Annotated in this window: 13 protein-coding genes; 7 read left to right on the top strand and 6 right to left on the bottom strand. The window is 67.1% G+C overall.

Going from position 1 to position 15,346, the window contains the following annotated elements:
• Positions 1-59: 59 nt before the first annotated feature.
• Positions 60-1,262, bottom strand: coding sequence for a lipase family protein (locus QRO95_RS14410; RefSeq protein WP_285302855.1), 1,203 nt, complete (start codon positions 1,260-1,262; stop codon positions 60-62).
• 190 nt (positions 1,263-1,452) lie between these two features.
• Complete coding sequence (locus QRO95_RS14405; protein WP_029379759.1) at positions 1,453-2,340, bottom strand: outer membrane protein assembly factor BamD; 888 nt, start codon at positions 2,338-2,340, stop codon at positions 1,453-1,455.
• Between the two features lie 113 nt (positions 2,341-2,453).
• Here QRO95_RS14405 and rluD point away from each other — a divergent pair, with 113 nt between their 5' ends.
• Genes rluD through QRO95_RS14385 form a run of 4 tightly spaced genes read left to right on the top strand, consistent with a single transcriptional unit; the run spans position 2,454 to position 5,152 of the window.
• Complete coding sequence (rluD, locus tag QRO95_RS14400; RefSeq protein ID WP_285302854.1) at positions 2,454-3,443, top strand: 23S rRNA pseudouridine(1911/1915/1917) synthase RluD; 990 nt, start codon at positions 2,454-2,456, stop codon at positions 3,441-3,443.
• Positions 3,443-4,213, top strand: a complete 771-nt coding sequence (gene pgeF / locus QRO95_RS14395; protein ID WP_032128817.1) for a peptidoglycan editing factor PgeF — start codon at positions 3,443-3,445, stop codon at positions 4,211-4,213. Before rluD ends, pgeF begins: the two co-directional genes overlap by 1 nt.
• 20 nt (positions 4,214-4,233) lie before the next feature.
• Positions 4,234-4,740 (top strand): DUF4166 domain-containing protein, encoded by a 507-nt coding sequence (locus tag QRO95_RS14390; RefSeq protein WP_032128841.1) that lies wholly within the window; start codon positions 4,234-4,236, stop codon positions 4,738-4,740.
• Positions 4,715-5,152, top strand: coding sequence for a thiol-disulfide oxidoreductase DCC family protein (locus QRO95_RS14385; protein WP_132810675.1), 438 nt, complete (start codon positions 4,715-4,717; stop codon positions 5,150-5,152). Before QRO95_RS14390 ends, QRO95_RS14385 begins: the two co-directional genes overlap by 26 nt.
• 72 nt (positions 5,153-5,224) lie before the next feature.
• Here QRO95_RS14385 and otsA read toward each other — a convergent pair whose 3' ends face one another.
• The 4 genes from otsA to QRO95_RS14365 form a co-directional block, all read right to left on the bottom strand.
• Complete coding sequence (gene otsA, locus QRO95_RS14380) at positions 5,225-6,589, bottom strand: alpha,alpha-trehalose-phosphate synthase (UDP-forming) (protein ID WP_032128815.1); 1,365 nt, start codon at positions 6,587-6,589, stop codon at positions 5,225-5,227.
• Positions 6,586-8,367: a glycoside hydrolase family 15 protein gene (locus tag QRO95_RS14375; RefSeq protein WP_285302853.1), complete on the bottom strand. Its 1,782-nt coding sequence runs from the start codon at positions 8,365-8,367 to the stop codon at positions 6,586-6,588. Before QRO95_RS14375 ends, otsA begins: the two co-directional genes overlap by 4 nt.
• Before the next feature lie 39 nt (positions 8,368-8,406).
• On the bottom strand, positions 8,407-9,165 hold the full coding sequence (gene otsB / locus QRO95_RS14370; protein ID WP_032128814.1) for a trehalose-phosphatase: 759 nt from the start codon (positions 9,163-9,165) through the stop codon (positions 8,407-8,409).
• Positions 9,166-9,311: 146 nt separating this feature from the next.
• Positions 9,312-11,747 carry a TonB-dependent siderophore receptor gene (locus QRO95_RS14365; protein WP_285302852.1) on the bottom strand — a complete coding sequence of 812 codons (2,436 nt, stop codon included), beginning with the start codon at positions 11,745-11,747 and terminating at the stop codon, positions 9,312-9,314.
• A gap of 215 nt (positions 11,748-11,962) precedes the next feature.
• On the opposite strand from QRO95_RS14365, the gene QRO95_RS14360 reads away from it, so the two are divergent.
• From QRO95_RS14360 to QRO95_RS14350, 3 genes are all read left to right on the top strand, one after another.
• On the top strand, positions 11,963-12,445 hold the full coding sequence (locus QRO95_RS14360) for a DUF3574 domain-containing protein (RefSeq protein WP_121504690.1): 483 nt from the start codon (positions 11,963-11,965) through the stop codon (positions 12,443-12,445).
• A 36-nt stretch (positions 12,446-12,481) separates the two neighbouring features.
• Positions 12,482-13,339, top strand: a complete 858-nt coding sequence (locus QRO95_RS14355) for an SH3 domain-containing protein (protein ID WP_285302851.1) — start codon at positions 12,482-12,484, stop codon at positions 13,337-13,339.
• A 132-nt stretch (positions 13,340-13,471) separates the two neighbouring features.
• On the top strand, positions 13,472-15,190 hold the full coding sequence (locus QRO95_RS14350; protein WP_285302850.1) for a thiamine pyrophosphate-dependent enzyme: 1,719 nt from the start codon (positions 13,472-13,474) through the stop codon (positions 15,188-15,190).
• Positions 15,191-15,346: the final 156 nt, after the last annotated feature.

Here is a 15,346-nt window from a genome sequence, read left to right as displayed (position 1 = left end):
CGGTAGTGCCGGCCGCTGGCCGGCAACCCGTATACCGCGCATCCACGCATGGCGTGGATCTACCGGGCGTCCTCAAGCAACTGTTCGAGGCTGGCGGTTTCCGCAGCGTCGTTGAAGCGTCCGTCCCCCAGCCGTGCCCGCACAAACGCCAGGCCATCCGCCGCCGCCGCATCCAGCGTGCCGCGGTGGTCGACCGGGTAACGCCGGAACGCGACCGGCTCGCCTCGCAGGGCCAGGCCTGCGGCATACAGCAGGGTGGTCAGATAGGGCACATCGCGGTCCTCGCTGCCGTGGCCGAGCATCAGCGGTTGGCTGAAGCCGCGGCGCGGTACGCCGAGATAGTCGTACAGCACCGCCCAGATGCCCGGCACGCTGGTCAGCGGTGCAGTGAACATGCTGCCGGTATCCGCACCGTCCAGCGTGGCGGCCAGTTCGCCCAGGCACTGCTCGCGTGCCACTGCCACGCGGGCGCGGCCGGTGTCGCTGAGGACGCGGTCGATCTGCGGCGCGACCTGCAGCAGGCCATCAAGCAGGTACGCGTGATAGGCGTTGAGCGCGCCAGGATTGGCGGTGCGGTTGTCGGGCTTCATCACCAGCGCGGTCAGCTCGACTGCGGTAGGCGTGCCGGTGGTGAAGCTGCCACGGTAGTGCAGGGAAGGACCACCATAGGTGGGCGCCAGATGCCCGGCTGTGAGGGCTGCAGCGCCACCCTGTGAATGACCAACAGAGACCCAGCGCGGCGACAACGCTGCGTTGCCCAGGTACTGGCGGCTGGCCTTGACCAGGTCGATGGCATTGCGCGCGGCCGTGCTGACGTGCAGATAGGCATGCTCGCCGGGGCTGCCGAGCCCCTGGTAGTCCGCGGCGACGACCGCATAGCCCTGGGCCAGAAACTGATCGAGGAAGCGCCCGTCGCGTTCGGGTTGGTAGGGGCCGGACACCGAGGGCGCGCAGCGATCGGCGATGCCCTGGGTGCCATGTGCCCAGGACACCACCGGCCAGCCGCCCGCTGGAGCCGCGCCGGCGGGCAGGTACAGCAGGCCGGTGCCTTCGGCCAGCTGGCCGCGAAGATCCGGGGTGCGGTAGTGGAGCTTGTAGGCCTGCGCAGCCTTGGACGGCACCCATGACGCGCGATAGGGGGCAGCAGACAGCAGATCGCCCGGTGCACCCGGTGCGGCAGCCAGGGGGCCCGAGGACAGCGCCAGCACGGCGGTGGCGAGGAGGCAGGCGAGGGGGCGGAAACGGCCGGGCGGTAGGGTCATGGGGCGCTCCTTCACGGCCGGGATGGCCGTTGCGCCGCAGTGTGGAGGGCGTCGCCGGAGCGGGATGCGACCGGCGTCGCATCCGCCGGGAATTCGTAGAATTCCTAGTGTCGTGGTCCATGGGCGTACGAACCATCCACGCATGGCGTGGATCTACCGACAAAGAAAAGGCCCCTTTCGGGGCCCTCTCTTACTTCTTTTCCAGTCGCGCGTTGCGCTGGCCGGTGCTGGCGGATTTCTCGCCGGCGAACGGGTTCAGCTTGCGGATCATCCACGGGTACTTCGGCCACTTGCCTTCCAGCCACGGGTGGTCCGGCTGGTTCAGCTGCAGGACGCGGCGGGCATCGTCGGCCAGGGTCTTGTTGCCCAGGTGGGTGTAGGAATCGGCCAGCACAGCCACGGCGTCGTACTGGAAGGCGCTCTGCGGGTAGGTTTCCAGCAGGTAGTTGGCGCGGCCGGCGGCCGAGACCCAGGCGCCGCGGCGCATGTAGTACAGGGCGTTGTCCAGCTCATGCTGGGCGAACACGTCACGCAGCTCCAGCATGCGCTGGCGCGCATCGGCGGCGTAGCGGCTGTTGGGGTAGCGGTCCACCACGATGTTGAAGTCCGAATACGCCTGGTGCGGCGTGGACAGGTCGCGGCGGCTGGCATCCAGCGACCATACGCGACGCAGGAAAACCGTACTGCGGTTGGAGTTGGCCAGGCCGCGCAGGTAGTACAGGTACGCGATGTTGCGATGGGTCGGGTAGGTACGGATGAAGCGGTCGATGCTGGACACCGCGTCATCGTGCTTGCCGGCCTTGTACTGGGCGTAGGCGGTCTCGATCATCGCCTGCTCGGTGTACGGACCGTACGGATACTGGGCCACCAGGCGGCGGAAGCTGGCTTCGGCGCCGCTCCAGTTGCCACCCTGCATCAGCTTGTGGCTCTTCTCGTACAACTGTTCGACCGGCGTCCCTTCATCGGGGCGATCGCCCTTCTTGGCACCACGGTGGCAGCCGGTGGCGGCGATGACCAGCACCAGCAGCAGGGCGGTGAGGCGGACGGGCGCGGAGAGCATGGCGGAGCGTCGGATCATGGGGTCGAGGCGGGACGCGGCTGGAATACGAAGGGTCGATGATAGCCTAGTGTCCTGTCCAGCGACTGAAACCGGCCGCCGGGACCCCAAAATTTCAAAGAATGCCCCCTGCCATGTCTGAACAACCCTCTGAATCGGCCCGCCAGGCCATCGTCCCCGACACCGCTGCCGGCCGTCGTTTCGACGCCGTGGTGGCCGAACTGTTCCCCGAATACTCGCGTTCGCGCCTGACCGAGTGGATCAAGGCCGGTGAGGTGCTGCTGGACGGCGCCCAGGTGCGCCCGCGCGATCCGCTGCGCGGCGGCGAGCTCGTGACCCTCAATGTGGTGCTCGAGACCCAGACCGACGCCCAGCCGGAGGACATCCCGCTGGACGTGCTGTTCGAGGACGAGCACCTGCTGGTGATCAACAAGCCGGTCGGCCTGGTGGTGCACCCGGGCGCGGGCAACCACAGCGGCACCCTGGTCAACGCCCTGCTGTTCCGCGACCCGTCGGTGGCGGTGCTGCCGCGCGCCGGCATCGTGCACCGCCTGGACAAGGACACCAGCGGCGTGATGGTGGTGGCCAAGACCCTGGAAGCGCAGACCGCACTGGTCGAGCAGCTGGCCGCGCGCGACGTGCACCGCCAGTACCTGGCCATCGTGATGGGTGCGCTGGTGGCCGGCGGTACCGCCGATGCCCCGATCGACCGCCACCCACGCGACCGCCTGAAGATGGCCGTGCGCGAGGACGGCAAGGAAGCAATCACCCATTACCGCCTGCGCGAGCGCTTCCGTGCGCACACTGCGCTGGAGTGCCGCCTGGAAACCGGCCGTACCCATCAGATCCGCGTGCACATGGCGCACGTGCGCCATCCGATCATCGGTGACCCGCTGTACGGCGGTGCGCTGAAGCTGCCCAAGGGCGCCAGCGATGAGCTGGTAGCCGCGCTGCGCGGCTTCAAGCGCCAGGCCCTGCACGCCGAGACCCTGGAGTTCACGCACCCGATCACCGGTGAGCCGGTGCGCAACACCGCGCCGGTGCCGGACGACATGCTGCACCTGTTGAAGGTGCTGCGCGAAGACAGCGAAGCCTTCGCCGCACGCGAGCGGGACCGCTGGTGATGGCCGCCGCGTTGCCTTTGCTGCAGGCGGACTGGCCGGCGCCTCCGGGCGTCCATGCGCTGACCACGCGTCGGCACGGTGCGGGCATTTCGCCGGCGCCGTTCGCGCAGTTCAACCTGGGCAACCGGCACGCGGCCGATGGTGATACCCCTGCCAACGTGGAGCACAACCGCCAGCTGCTGCAGCAGGGGCTGGCGCTGCCCTCGGCACCGCACTGGCTGCGCCAGGTGCATAGCAGCACGGTGCTGCGTTTCACAACGCCGCCGGTGCCAGGCGCAAGCGAACCGGTGGCCGACGCTGCGGTGACCTCGGTGCCCGGCGTGGTGCTGGCGATCCTGACCGCCGACTGCCTGCCGGTGGTGTTCGCCGCTGCCGACGGTAGCGAGGTGGGCGCCGCTCACGCTGGATGGCGCGGGCTGGCCGACGGCATGCTGGAGGCCACCGTGGCCGCCATGCAGACCCCGCCCGCGCAGCTGCGCGCGTGGCTGGGCCCGGCGGCCGGGCCGGCCGACTACGAGATCGGCGAAGAGGTCTTCCACGCCTTCGTCGGCCATGATCCGGCGGCCGAGGCGGCGTTTGTGGCGACACGCCAGGGGCACTGGAAGGTGGACCTGTTCGCCCTGGCACGTCAGCGCCTGCAGGCGGCGGGCATGGACCCGGCGCAGGTGTATGGCGGCACGGTGTCGACGATGGCCGATCCCGACCTGTATTCGCACCGGCGCGACCGTCGCACCGGGCGCATGGCGACCCTGGCCTGGATCGCGCCCTGACCACGCCGTTGTTCACGCGCGTGCTGGGGCCGGCCTTCGCCACCCTGGCCACGCCGGTGCAGGCGCTGCATGCCGCGCCGTTGCCGTGCCGCTACGTGGGGCAGGCGCGCATCGTGAGAGGGCGGCACTGGCTGGTGCCGCTGCTGGCCGCGTTGGCGCAGTTGCCGAAGGACGGCGACGCGCTGCCCACCGAAGTGGCGTTCAGTGCCCACGGGCAGGGCGAGCAATGGGCGAGGCGGTTTGGCCGCTGGCCGATGGTGTCGCGGCTGTGGGCGCACGAGGGGTACCTGCGCGAGCAGTTGGGCGCGGTGCGCTTCGAATTTGATCTGCAGGCCCGCGACGGTGGCATCGACTGGTCGGTGCGGCGGGTCTGGGCGTTCGGGCTGCTGCCGCTGCCGAGGCGCTGGTTTGGTGGTGTGCGTTGCCGCGAAGCCTGGCAGGGTGAGCGTTACACTTTCCTGGTCGATGTGACCTTGCCCTGGGCCGGAGCCCTGATCCGCTATGAAGGCTGGCTCGAACCGCAGTGATTCCGCCGCCGAGGCCGGCAGCGCGGTGATCGTGTTCGATGGCGTGTGCGCGCTGTGCAACCGCTGGGTGCGCTTCCTGCTGCGTTTCGACCGCAAGGGCCGCTACCGCTTTGCGGCGATGCAGGGCGCGCAGGGCAGTGCGATGTTGCGCGCGCATGGGCTGGACCCGCAGGACCCGATGTCGTTCCTGCTGCTGGACGAACAGGGCGCCTGGACCGATACCGATGCGATCCTGCGCGTGCTGGCGGGGCTGGGCGGCGTCTGGCGTCTGACCGGTGCATTGCGCGTGCTGCCGCGCAGCTGGCGTGATGCCGCGTACCGCGCGCTGGCCCGCAACCGCTACCGCTGGTTCGGGCGGCATGACGCCTGTTACCTGCCCGCACCGGAGCAGGCCGCGCGGTTCCTGGATTGAAGAAAAAAGGGGACGGAGGGGATTAAGTCGTTTGTGCACAAACGACTTAATCCCCTCCGTCCCCTTTTTCCCTCAACCTTCCAGCGCGTCCAGATAGCTGCGGCGCCAGTGGTTGATGTCGTAGGTGCGCAGGTGCTCCATCATCGCGTGCCAGCGTTCCTTGCGCCTGCGCAGCGACATCGTTGCCGCGGTGGCGATGGCGTCGGCCACGCCGTCCAGATCATGCGGGTTCACCAGCAGCGCCTGCTTGAGTTCGTCGGCGGCGCCGGCCAGCAGCGACAGCACCAGCACGCCGGGGTCTTCCGGGTCCTGCGAGGCCACGTACTCCTTGGCTACCAGGTTCATGCCATCGCGCAGCGGCGTGACCAGGCCTACCGCCGCCGCCCGGTAGAAGCCGGTGAGGGTGGCGTGGGTGAAGTTCTGGTTGACGTAGCGCAGCGGCGTCCAGTCCGGTTCGGCGTGCCCACCGTTGATGTGCCCGGCGATCTGTTCCAGCTGGCTGCGCAGCTGCCGGTACTCGGTGACATCGCCGCGCGAGACCGGGGCGATCTGCAGGTAGGTCAGCGAGCCGCGCTGATCCGGATGGCGCTCCAGGTAGCGCTCGAAGCCGAGGAAGCGTTCGGGCAGGCCCTTGGAATAGTCCAGGCGATCCACGCCGATCGCCAGCTGGCGGTCACGCAGGCTGTTGCGCAGGTTCTTCACAGCGGCCTTGGTGGCGGCGGTGCCGGCCTGTCGCGCGATCAGCTCGGTGTCGATACCGATCGGGAACGCCGCCGCACGGAAGCGGCGCCCGCCCGGTGCTTCCAGCTCGCCGTTGTCGAGCACGCGGCCGCCGCCGAACAGGCGCAGGTAGGTCTGGAAGCGATCGGCGTCGCGCTGGGTCTGGAAGCCGACCAGATCGTAGGCGTACAGCGCGGAGAACAACCGAAGGTGGTCGGGCATGGCCTGCAGCAGATCGGCCGACGGCATCGGGATGTGCAGGAAGAAACCGATGCGGCAGCCGATGCCACGCTCGCGCAGCAGCGCACCAAGCGGGATCAGGTGGTAGTCGTGGATCCAGACGATGTCGTCCTCGCGCAGCAGCGGCGCGAGCTTGTCGGCGAACAGCGCGTTGACCTTATGGTAGGTCTCGCGGGTACCCCGGTCGTAGTCGACCAGATCCAGGCGGAAGTGCAGCAACGGCCAGAGGGTGCGATTGGCGAAACCGTTGTAGTAGCCATCCACCTCGCGCTTGCTCAGGTCCAGGGTGACGAATTCGATGTCACCGTCCTTCTGTGTGTGCAGCGTGCCGCTGCCGTCGCGCACGCTCTTGCCGCTCCAGCCGAACCACATGCCGCCACGTTCCTTCAGCGCGGCCAGCAGGCCCACCGCCAGCCCACCGGCGCGGTTCTCGCCCGGTACGGCCACGCGGTTTGAAACCACCACCAGACGACTCACGATGCCTCCTGCCAGGACCGCGACAGGCGCATCGCGGCGGTGATCAGGCCGACGTGCGAATAGGTCTGCGGGAAATTGCCCCAGGCCTCGCCGCTGTCGAAGGCCAGATCCTCCGACAGCAGGCCCAGGTGGTTGCGCTGTTTCAGCAGCAGCTCGAACATCCCGCGTGCTTCGTCCATGCGCCCGATCGCCGCCAGCGCATCGATGTACCAGAAGGTGCAGATGGTGAAGCTGGTTTCCGGTTCGCCGAAGTCATCCGGCGCGACATAGCGGTACAGCGAGTTGCCATGCTTGAGGTCGCGGCCGATGGCGTCGACGGTGGCGATGAAGCGCGCATCCATCGCGTCGATGAAGCCGATGTCGGCCAGCAGCAGCAACGAGGCATCCAGCCGATGGCCACCAAAGGTATCGGTGAAGTGGCCCAGCTCCTCGCTCCAGGACTCGGCCATGATGCGCGCATGGATGGTGTCGGCACGCTCGCGCCAGTAATGGGCGCGGTCATCGCGCTTCAGGCGCACGGCGATCTTGCACAGGCGATCGCACGCTGCCCAGCACATCGCGCTGGTGTAGGTGTGCACCTCGGTGCGGCCGCGGAATTCCCACAGGCCGGCGTCGGGTACGTCGTGCAGGGCGAACGCCTGTTCACCCAAGGGTTCCAGGCGGGCGAAGGTGTGCGCATCGCCCGGGTCCTGCAGGCGGCGGTCGAAGAACAACTGCGTGGACGCCAGCACCACGCTGCCGTAGACATCGTGCTGGCGCTGCACCCAGGCCAGGTTGCCGCGCCGCACCGGGCCCATGCCGCGGTAGCCGGACAGGCTGGGTACTTCGTCCTCGTCCAGCTTAGCCTCGAAGCCGATGCCATACAGCGGCTGCAACGTGCCATCGGTGGTGGCCAGGTTGAAGATATAGCCGAGGAACTGTTCCATCGTGCGCGTTGCGCCGAGGCGGTTCAGTGCGCGCACCACGAACGCAGCATCACGCAGCCAGCAGTAACGGTAGTCCCAGTTGCGCACGCTGCCGGGCGCTTCTGGAATGGAGGTGGTCATTGCCGCGATGATCGCGCCGCTGTCCTCGTACTGGCACAGCTTCAGGGTGATCGCACTGCGGATCACCGCGTCCTGCCATTCCAGCGGAATGGACAGGTAGCGCACCCATTCGCGCCAGTAGTCGCGGGTGCGCTGGAAGGCTTCCTGCACATAGCCACTGATCGAGCGGTTGAGCGATTCATCCACGCCCAGGATCAGGTGGATGGGATGGTTGAGCACGAACGGCAGGCCATCGCGCACGAAGCGCACCGGCACGTCGGTGGTCAGCCGCAGCACGTGTTCGGGCAGGATCCAGCGCACGTGGTTGCTGCCCCAGGTGGACTCGGGCACGCGTGCGCCCCAGTCGGCCAGTGGCCGTGCGTGCACGGTGATGCGTGGGCTGCCGGCCAGTGGTCGTAACTGGCGGATCAGGCTGACCGGCCGGTAGAAACGGTCGTTCTGGCGCCAGCGCGGGGCGAAATCAAGGATTTCCAGTTCACCACCGTGCGCGTCGCGCAGCACGGTACGCAGGATCGCGGTGTTGGTCAGGTATTCCTGCTCGCTGCTCGCGAAATCCTCCAGCTCGATGGCGAAGTCGCCACCCGTCTGCTGGTTGGGGCCGAGCAGGGCACAGAAGGTGGGGTCGCCGTCGAAGGTGGGCAGGCAGCTCCAGACAACGCGGGCACGTTTGTCGACCAGGGCGCCGAAGCTGCCGTTGCCGACCACGCCCAGATCAAGATCGGGTTGGGTCATCACGCGGTACATCTCGGTTGCGGCCGTGGGGTGGCCGGGTCAATAGGCATTCTCACGCAGCCAGGCGTGCACACTGCGTATGTCGGGCAGCGCGAACACGGCTTTGCTGGGTTCCCGTTCGCCTACCAGTACGCTCCAGCCATGCTGGCCATTGGCGGCGTCGAAGCCGAACTCATCGGTCAGGTCATCGCCGAGGAACACCGGCAGGCGGCCGCGGAACGGCAGGTACTGCATCATCCGGCGCACGGCACGTCCCTTGTCGGTGCCGACCGGAACGAATTCGACGACATGGTCACCGGGCTGCAGGCGATAGCTGGCACGGCCACGCACATGGCGGTCGGCGAAGGCGCGCACATCACTTGCCGCGTGCGGCGCACCGCGCCAATGCAGCGCCAGGCCGACGCCCTTGTCTTCCACCAGCACGCCGGGATGGCCATGGGCGAAGCGCATCGCCTGCTGGTGCAGCGCGTGCAGCCACTCGGCGGTGTCGTCGTCGTGTTCGTCGCGCAGGACGCGACCGTCTTCGCCGCGCAGTTCGTGGCCATGCAGGCCGGCGGCGGGCAATTTCAGGGGAGCGAACAGTTGATCCAGCTGCTCAAGCGGGCGACCACTGACCAGTGCCACGGCACCTTCCAGGCGGTCGCTGATGCGGCCGATGGCTTCACGCACATCCGGCAGCAACTGCACGGCATCCGGGCGTGCAGCGAATTCGATCAGGGTGCCGTCGACATCGAGGAACAACGCGCAGGCGTCATCCAGCAATGGCGGTGGCGGACGCAGGGGGAGCGGTTCAGCCATGACGCCCAGCTTGCCAGCGTGGGCGTGTACGTGGGGTCGAGGGCAGGCTACGGATCTGGTAGTGCCGGCCGCTGGCCGGCACCGTCATGGCCCCTGGATGCACCCTGAGGTTGCCGGCCAGCGGCCGGCACTACCGGACTGATGAATCAGAACGTATAGCGGACGCGGCCGTAGTAATACGCGCCGTTGCTGCCGATCGGCGACAGCACGTCGTACGGCAGGTTGCCGAAGTAGTGGATATCGCTGTTGGATCGATCCGGGTAGTTGTCGGTCAGGTTCTGGCCGCCGATGGCCACGCTCCACTGCGGAGTGATGCGGTACTCGACTTCGGCATCCAGCTGCCATTCGGCCTGGTAGGTCTGGCGCGGGATGTAGCCGTCACCGAAGTTGAACACGCGGGTGGCGCTGCCATAGCGGTTCACGCGGGTGCTCAGCGACCAGTGGTCGTTGCTCCAGGCTGCCGAGAAGCTGCCACGCGTACGCGGCGTGGCATCGGTGAGGGTATTGGTCTCTTCAATGCCGAACAGTACGTAGTCCGGGTTCAGTGCACGGAGCTGTGCCGGCGTGGCCAGCACGTTCTTCAGTGTGGTCTTGGTGTACGCGTAGGTGCCGGTCAGCAGCAGCTGGCCGTTGCCCAGCGATTGCCGCCAGTTGCTCACCAGTTCGGCGCCGCGGGTGCGGGTATCGGCCGCGTTGACGAAGAAGCTGGCGCTCTGCAGGCCAGTGACGCCGTAATTGGCGGCCACGTAGTCGGTCAGCGCATCGCCGGTGATGCTCTCCGACAGCGCGATGCGGTCATCGATGTCGATCTGGAAGAAGTCCAGCGACAGGTCGAAGTGCTCGCCGATGCGGCTGGTGAAGCCCAGCGAGGTATTGATCGACTTTTCCGGCTTCAGGTTCTGCGCACCCAGGCCACGGGCGATCGGATTGTTGACCGACAACAGGCGGCCCTGCACCAGCTGTCCGCCGGCGTTGTAGCCGGTGGAGGTGGATTCGTAGCCGATCTGCGCCAGCGACGGCGCACGGAAGTTGTTGGAGATGGCACCGCGCAGCGCGAACGCCGGGGTGAATTCATAGCGCAGGCCGAGCTTGCCGGTCAGTTCACCGCCGAAGTCGTCGTTGTGCTCGTAGCGTGCGGCCAGATCGGAGGAGAACTTCTCGCCGAACTGGCTGGACAGGCTGGCGTAGGCGCTGGCCACGTCGCGCGACAGGCGGGCCGCATCCTGCGGCGTCAGGCCGCCACCGGCCTGCGAGCCGGTCGGGCGATCGGTGTAAGGGCCGGCGGCGTAGCTGGCCGGGTCGCCGGGACGGGTCTGGTAGCGCTCGTGCCGTGCTTCCACGCCCAGGCCCAGGGTGTGGCTGATGCTGTCGCTCTGGGTGAACACACGACTCAGGTCGAGGTTGCCCACGGTCTGTGCGTATTCGTAGTCGGCGGTCTTGAAGCGGGTCGGGCTGGTCGGGCCCAGCGACGCGTTGAGCGAATCACGCAGGCGGTAGGTGAAGTCGTTCTGGCCGTAATCCAGGCTGCCGTCGTAGCTCCATTCACCCCACTGGCCGCGCACGCCGGCCACCGCCTGCACGTCGCGGTTCTCGCCTTCGGAGATCGGCCGGTAACCGTTCGGATAGACCTGCTTCCAGTTGGCATCGCCATCGGGGTAGCGGAAGTAGTTCGCACCTTCGGTATCACGCTGGTTGAAGGTGCCGAACGCGTAGAACGTCGACGTCTGGCCTACCGGAATCTCGGTGTTCAGCCACAGGTTGATGTCCTTGCTCTTGCCATCGCCCAGCACGTAGTTGCGCTTGCCCTGCAGCGCCAGGTTGTCCGGCGTCTGGTCCCACGGCGGAATCTGGTCGAAGCCGGCACGGTTGGTGCCGTTGCGGTGCTTGTACTCAAGGCCGATACGCAGGAAGCCGCCGTCCTCGCCCAGCGAGGTGCCGACCTTGGCGCTGATGTTGCCGATCTGGCCGTCGGTGAGGGTGCGGCCGATCGGCTTGAGGTCGGTGTGGTTGGCGCCGTAGCTGGCCTCTATCTCGCCACCGTCGCCGCCGTTGTCGAGGATCACGTTGATCACGCCGGCCACGGCGTCCGAGCCGTACAGCGCACCGGCGCCGTCGCGCAGCACTTCGATGCGCTTGATCGCGCTGACCGGGATCGAATTGAAGTCGACCGGCGTGGTGCCCTTGCCGATCTTGCTGTCGGTGTTGACCAGCGCGGTGTGGTGGCGGCGCTTGCCATTGACCAGCACCAGCACCTGGTCCGGCGACAGGCCACGCAGCTGTGCGGCGCGCACGTGGTCGGCGCCGCCGGAGTTGGACTGGCGTGGGAAGTTGAACGACGGCAGCAGGGCCTGCAGCGCACTGCCCAGCTCACCGTTGACCACGCCGGCCTTGCGGATGTCCTCGGCGGTGAGCACATCCACCGGCGAGGTGGATTCGAGCACGGTGCGGTCGGCCGCGCGTGTGCCGGTGACGATCACCGTGTCCAGGTTGGTGGCGTCCTGGGCTAGAGCCGGGACGGCGGTGGAGGAAAGCGCGAGGGCGATGGCGAGGCCGAGCGGCGACGCGGGCAGGCGGATGGACATGGGGGCTCCAGCAACAACGACGACGGGGAAGGGGGAGATAGTTTCACTTACATCCATCCGGATGAAGCGATATATTATCTTCGCGTGATGGCCGGTGCAGATGCAAGTCCCTGCCGGTCCGGCATGAGCTGATGCCCTGCTGGCATCAGCACGCCGGGCCAGTGGCGCTGTACGCTGCCGGCTCGCCTCTGTCCCCCTTCCCCGGAGCTGTACCGATGAAACACCTTGGCCTCGTCTTCGCCGTGCTGCTGGCCACCAGTGGCTGCGCCAGCCTGTCCTCTCAGGCGCCCAGCGCCTATGCCACGGCCACCACCGCCGAACTGAAGGGTGATGCCGCACGCCCGTCCGCCGGCCACGGCTGGGTGCGCAGTGAGCTGTACTTCGGCGTGGGCGAGGAGCAGGGCGCCGGCAACCGTCCGCAGGCCGACACCATCAGCGAGACGCAGTGGCGCACCTTCCTGGACAAGGAAGTGACCCCGCGCTTCCCGGATGGACTGACCGTGTTCGATGCCTATGGCCAATGGCTGTTCCGCGGTGATGCCGCGCCCAACCGCCTGCGCACCAAGGTGCTGGTGGTGCTGCACGAGGACACCCCGCAGCGCCGTGCTGATATCGAAGCGATCCGCCTGGCGTGGAAGCAGCAGACCAAGCATCAATCGGTGCTGTGGTCGCGGCAAGCGGTCGAGGTATCGTTCTGAGTTGAAGGTGCCGCCGCGGTGCCGCAGGGAGCGATGATGAACTACAGGGAATGCCTGCTGGGCCTGGTATTGGCAGGTGTGCTGGCACCGTCGGCGCAGGCAAGTGGGGACGAGGGCGAAACGCTACGCTTCCAGGTGGCCGCTCACGTGCAGGCGCACGCCGATCCCCAGCAGGACGGCAGCATCGCGGTGCAGCTGTCACCGTCAGGCAAGCGCCAGACGCTGGCGGGTGCGGCGGATGCCGATGGCAATTCGCGCTGGTCGCTGGAAGACGTCGATTTCGATGGCTACCCGGAACTGGTCGCGCGTGCATCGGTGGGCATGGTCAACGAGGCGGTGGCGGTGTACCGCTTCGACCCGGCCAGTGCCGGGTTCCGCGCGCTGCAGGCCGACACCCATGGCAAGGACAGCTGCGGTGACCTGATGGGGTTGAGCGTGGATGCTGCCACTCGAACCCTGACCAGCAGCTGCCGTAGCGGCCCGATGTGGTACGCCGACCAGTACCGGTTTGCAGGTGCGAAGCTCTACCTCTACCGCAGCGAGAGTGTGCTGATGCTGGGCGACACGGTGAACGCCGCGTTGCAATGGGAACAGAGCGACGAGCAGGGCCCGTTGGCGGTCTGGCGTACCTATGATCCCGCCGGTCGTGTGCTGGAGACCGCCATCGCTGACGGCCTGGGCGCACCGCCGAATGGGCCGCTGCGTGGCCAGCAGGCCACCGTGGTGCCAGCGCGCCTGTTCCTGTTCGACCGACCCGGTGCATCCAGCACCAAGCGTTATCTGGTGCAGGGCGACCGTGTGGAAATGCTGGATGAACAGGATGGCTGGATGAAGCTGCGCTACCGCAATCCGAAGCTGGGCGCGGTGGAAGGTTGGATCAACGTCAACGATTGAAGAAGAAAGGGGACGGAGGGAATTAAGTCGTTTGTGCCGTTAACGACTTAATTCCCTCCGTCCCCTTTTTTTGCGGTGGCATCACTTCATCGGGTCTAGCCTCGGACGTTCCCCCGTTCGAGGATGTATCCGATGAGCAAGCGCGTGGCCGAAATCGTGGTGGACGCCCTGCAGCAGGCTGGTGTCCGCCGTTGCTACGGCATCGTGGGCGATACGCTCAATCATGTGACCGATGCGATGCATGGCAGTGACATCGCCTGGGTGCACGTACGACATGAGGAAGTGGCCGCATTCGCCGCAGGCGCGGATTCGCTGGTCAGCGGCCAGTTGACTGCGTGTGCTGGCTCCTGCGGCCCGGGAGGTCTGCATTTCATCAATGGCATCTTCGAGAGCAATCGCAACCGCGCGCCGATGGTGTTGATCGCCAGCCAGATCGTCACCAGCGAGCTGGGCATGGAGTTCCCGCAGGAAGTGGACTTCAAGGCGGTGTATGGCAGCTGCACGGTGTTCTGCGAGCAGGTGCACAGTGCCGAACAGGCGCGACGCGTGGTGGCGCTGGCCTGCCAGGCCGCGATCAGCCGTCGCGGCGTCGCCGTAGTGATCCTGCCGGCTGACATCAGCGAGGCCGAGGTGAAGCACGATGTGCCGTTCTCGGTGCACTACACCCAGCCGGTACTGCGCCCGTCCGACGCGGAACTGCAGCGTGTCGCCGAGTTGTTGGGGCAGGGCAAGCGCATTGGTGTCTACGCTGGTGCCGGTTGCCAGGGCGCACACGCGCAACTGCTGGAGCTGGCCCGGCGCCTGCAGGCGCCGGTGGCGCACACCTCGCGCGCCAAGGATTTCGTCGAGCCGGACAACCCGTACAACATGGGCATGACCGGCATCTTCGGCATCGAATCCGGCTTTCACACGCTGATGGATTGCGACACGCTGCTGCTGCTCGGCGCCGACTTTGCCTGGGGCCAGTTCTACCCGGACAAGGCCACCATCATCCAGGTCGACCGCGATGGCAGCCACCTCGGCCGCCGCCATCCGGTGAACCTTGGCGTGGTCGGTGATATCGCGCCGACGCTGGACGCCTTGCTGCCGATGCTGCCGCCGCGCGAGGACAGCAGTTTCCTGGACGAGTGCATCGAGCGCCGTGACAAGGCACTGAGGAAGCGCGAGCAGGAAGAGCAGCCGGGCGAAGGCGAGCTGATCCATCCGCAGCACCTGACCGCGCTGCTGTCGAAGTACGCCACCGATGATGCACTGTTCACCGCCGACGGTGGCTCGCCGATGGTGTGGGTGTTGCGCCACATCCGCGTCAACGGACGCCGCCGCACGCTGACCAGCCTGCTGCACGGCACGATGGCCAACGCGATGCCACAGGCACTGGGCCTGCAGAAGGCGTTCCCGGGTCGGCAGGTGATCTCGCTGTCCGGCGATGGTGGCCTGGCGATGCTGTTGGGCGATCTGTTGACGGCCGTGCAGGAAAACCTGCCGATCAAGGTGGTGGTGTTCAACAACGGCTCGTTGAATTTCGTCGAGCTGGAGCAGAAGGTGGAAGGCCTTCTGGACAACTATACCGACCTGAAGAACCCGGACTTCGGTCGCCTGGCCGAGGTGATCGGCTTCCACGGCCGCACCGTGACCCGCAGCGAGGATCTGGAGGAAGCGGTGCAGGACTTCCTGGCCCAACGCGGCCCGGCGCTGCTGGATGTGCACACCAGCCGCGCCGAGCTGGTGATGCCGCCGCAGATCGAGGCCAAGCAGGTGGCCGGTACGGCGCTGTATGCGACCAAGGCGGTGTTGAACGGCCGCTTCGACGACGTGAAGCATCTGCTGGTGGACAACTTCCTGAAGAAGTAGGGGGTTGGTTGATGCAGGGCTGCGCCCTGCACCCGCTACGAGCCAGAGCCAGAGCAGAAGCTGGTTTACTGAGGGATGGCGGGGTGGGTCCGGTTGCGGGGGACGCTGCAAGTACATCCATGTAAGCTCGGTCGCGCCATCCATGGCGCTCACGCC

It is taken from the genome of Stenotrophomonas maltophilia group sp. Smal13 (genome assembly GCF_030236855.1).
Lineage (GTDB): Bacteria > Pseudomonadota > Gammaproteobacteria > Xanthomonadales > Xanthomonadaceae > Stenotrophomonas > Stenotrophomonas maltophilia_A.
The sequence above is the reverse complement of the archived record's forward strand: the minus strand, read 5'-3'. Positions and strand labels throughout refer to the sequence as shown.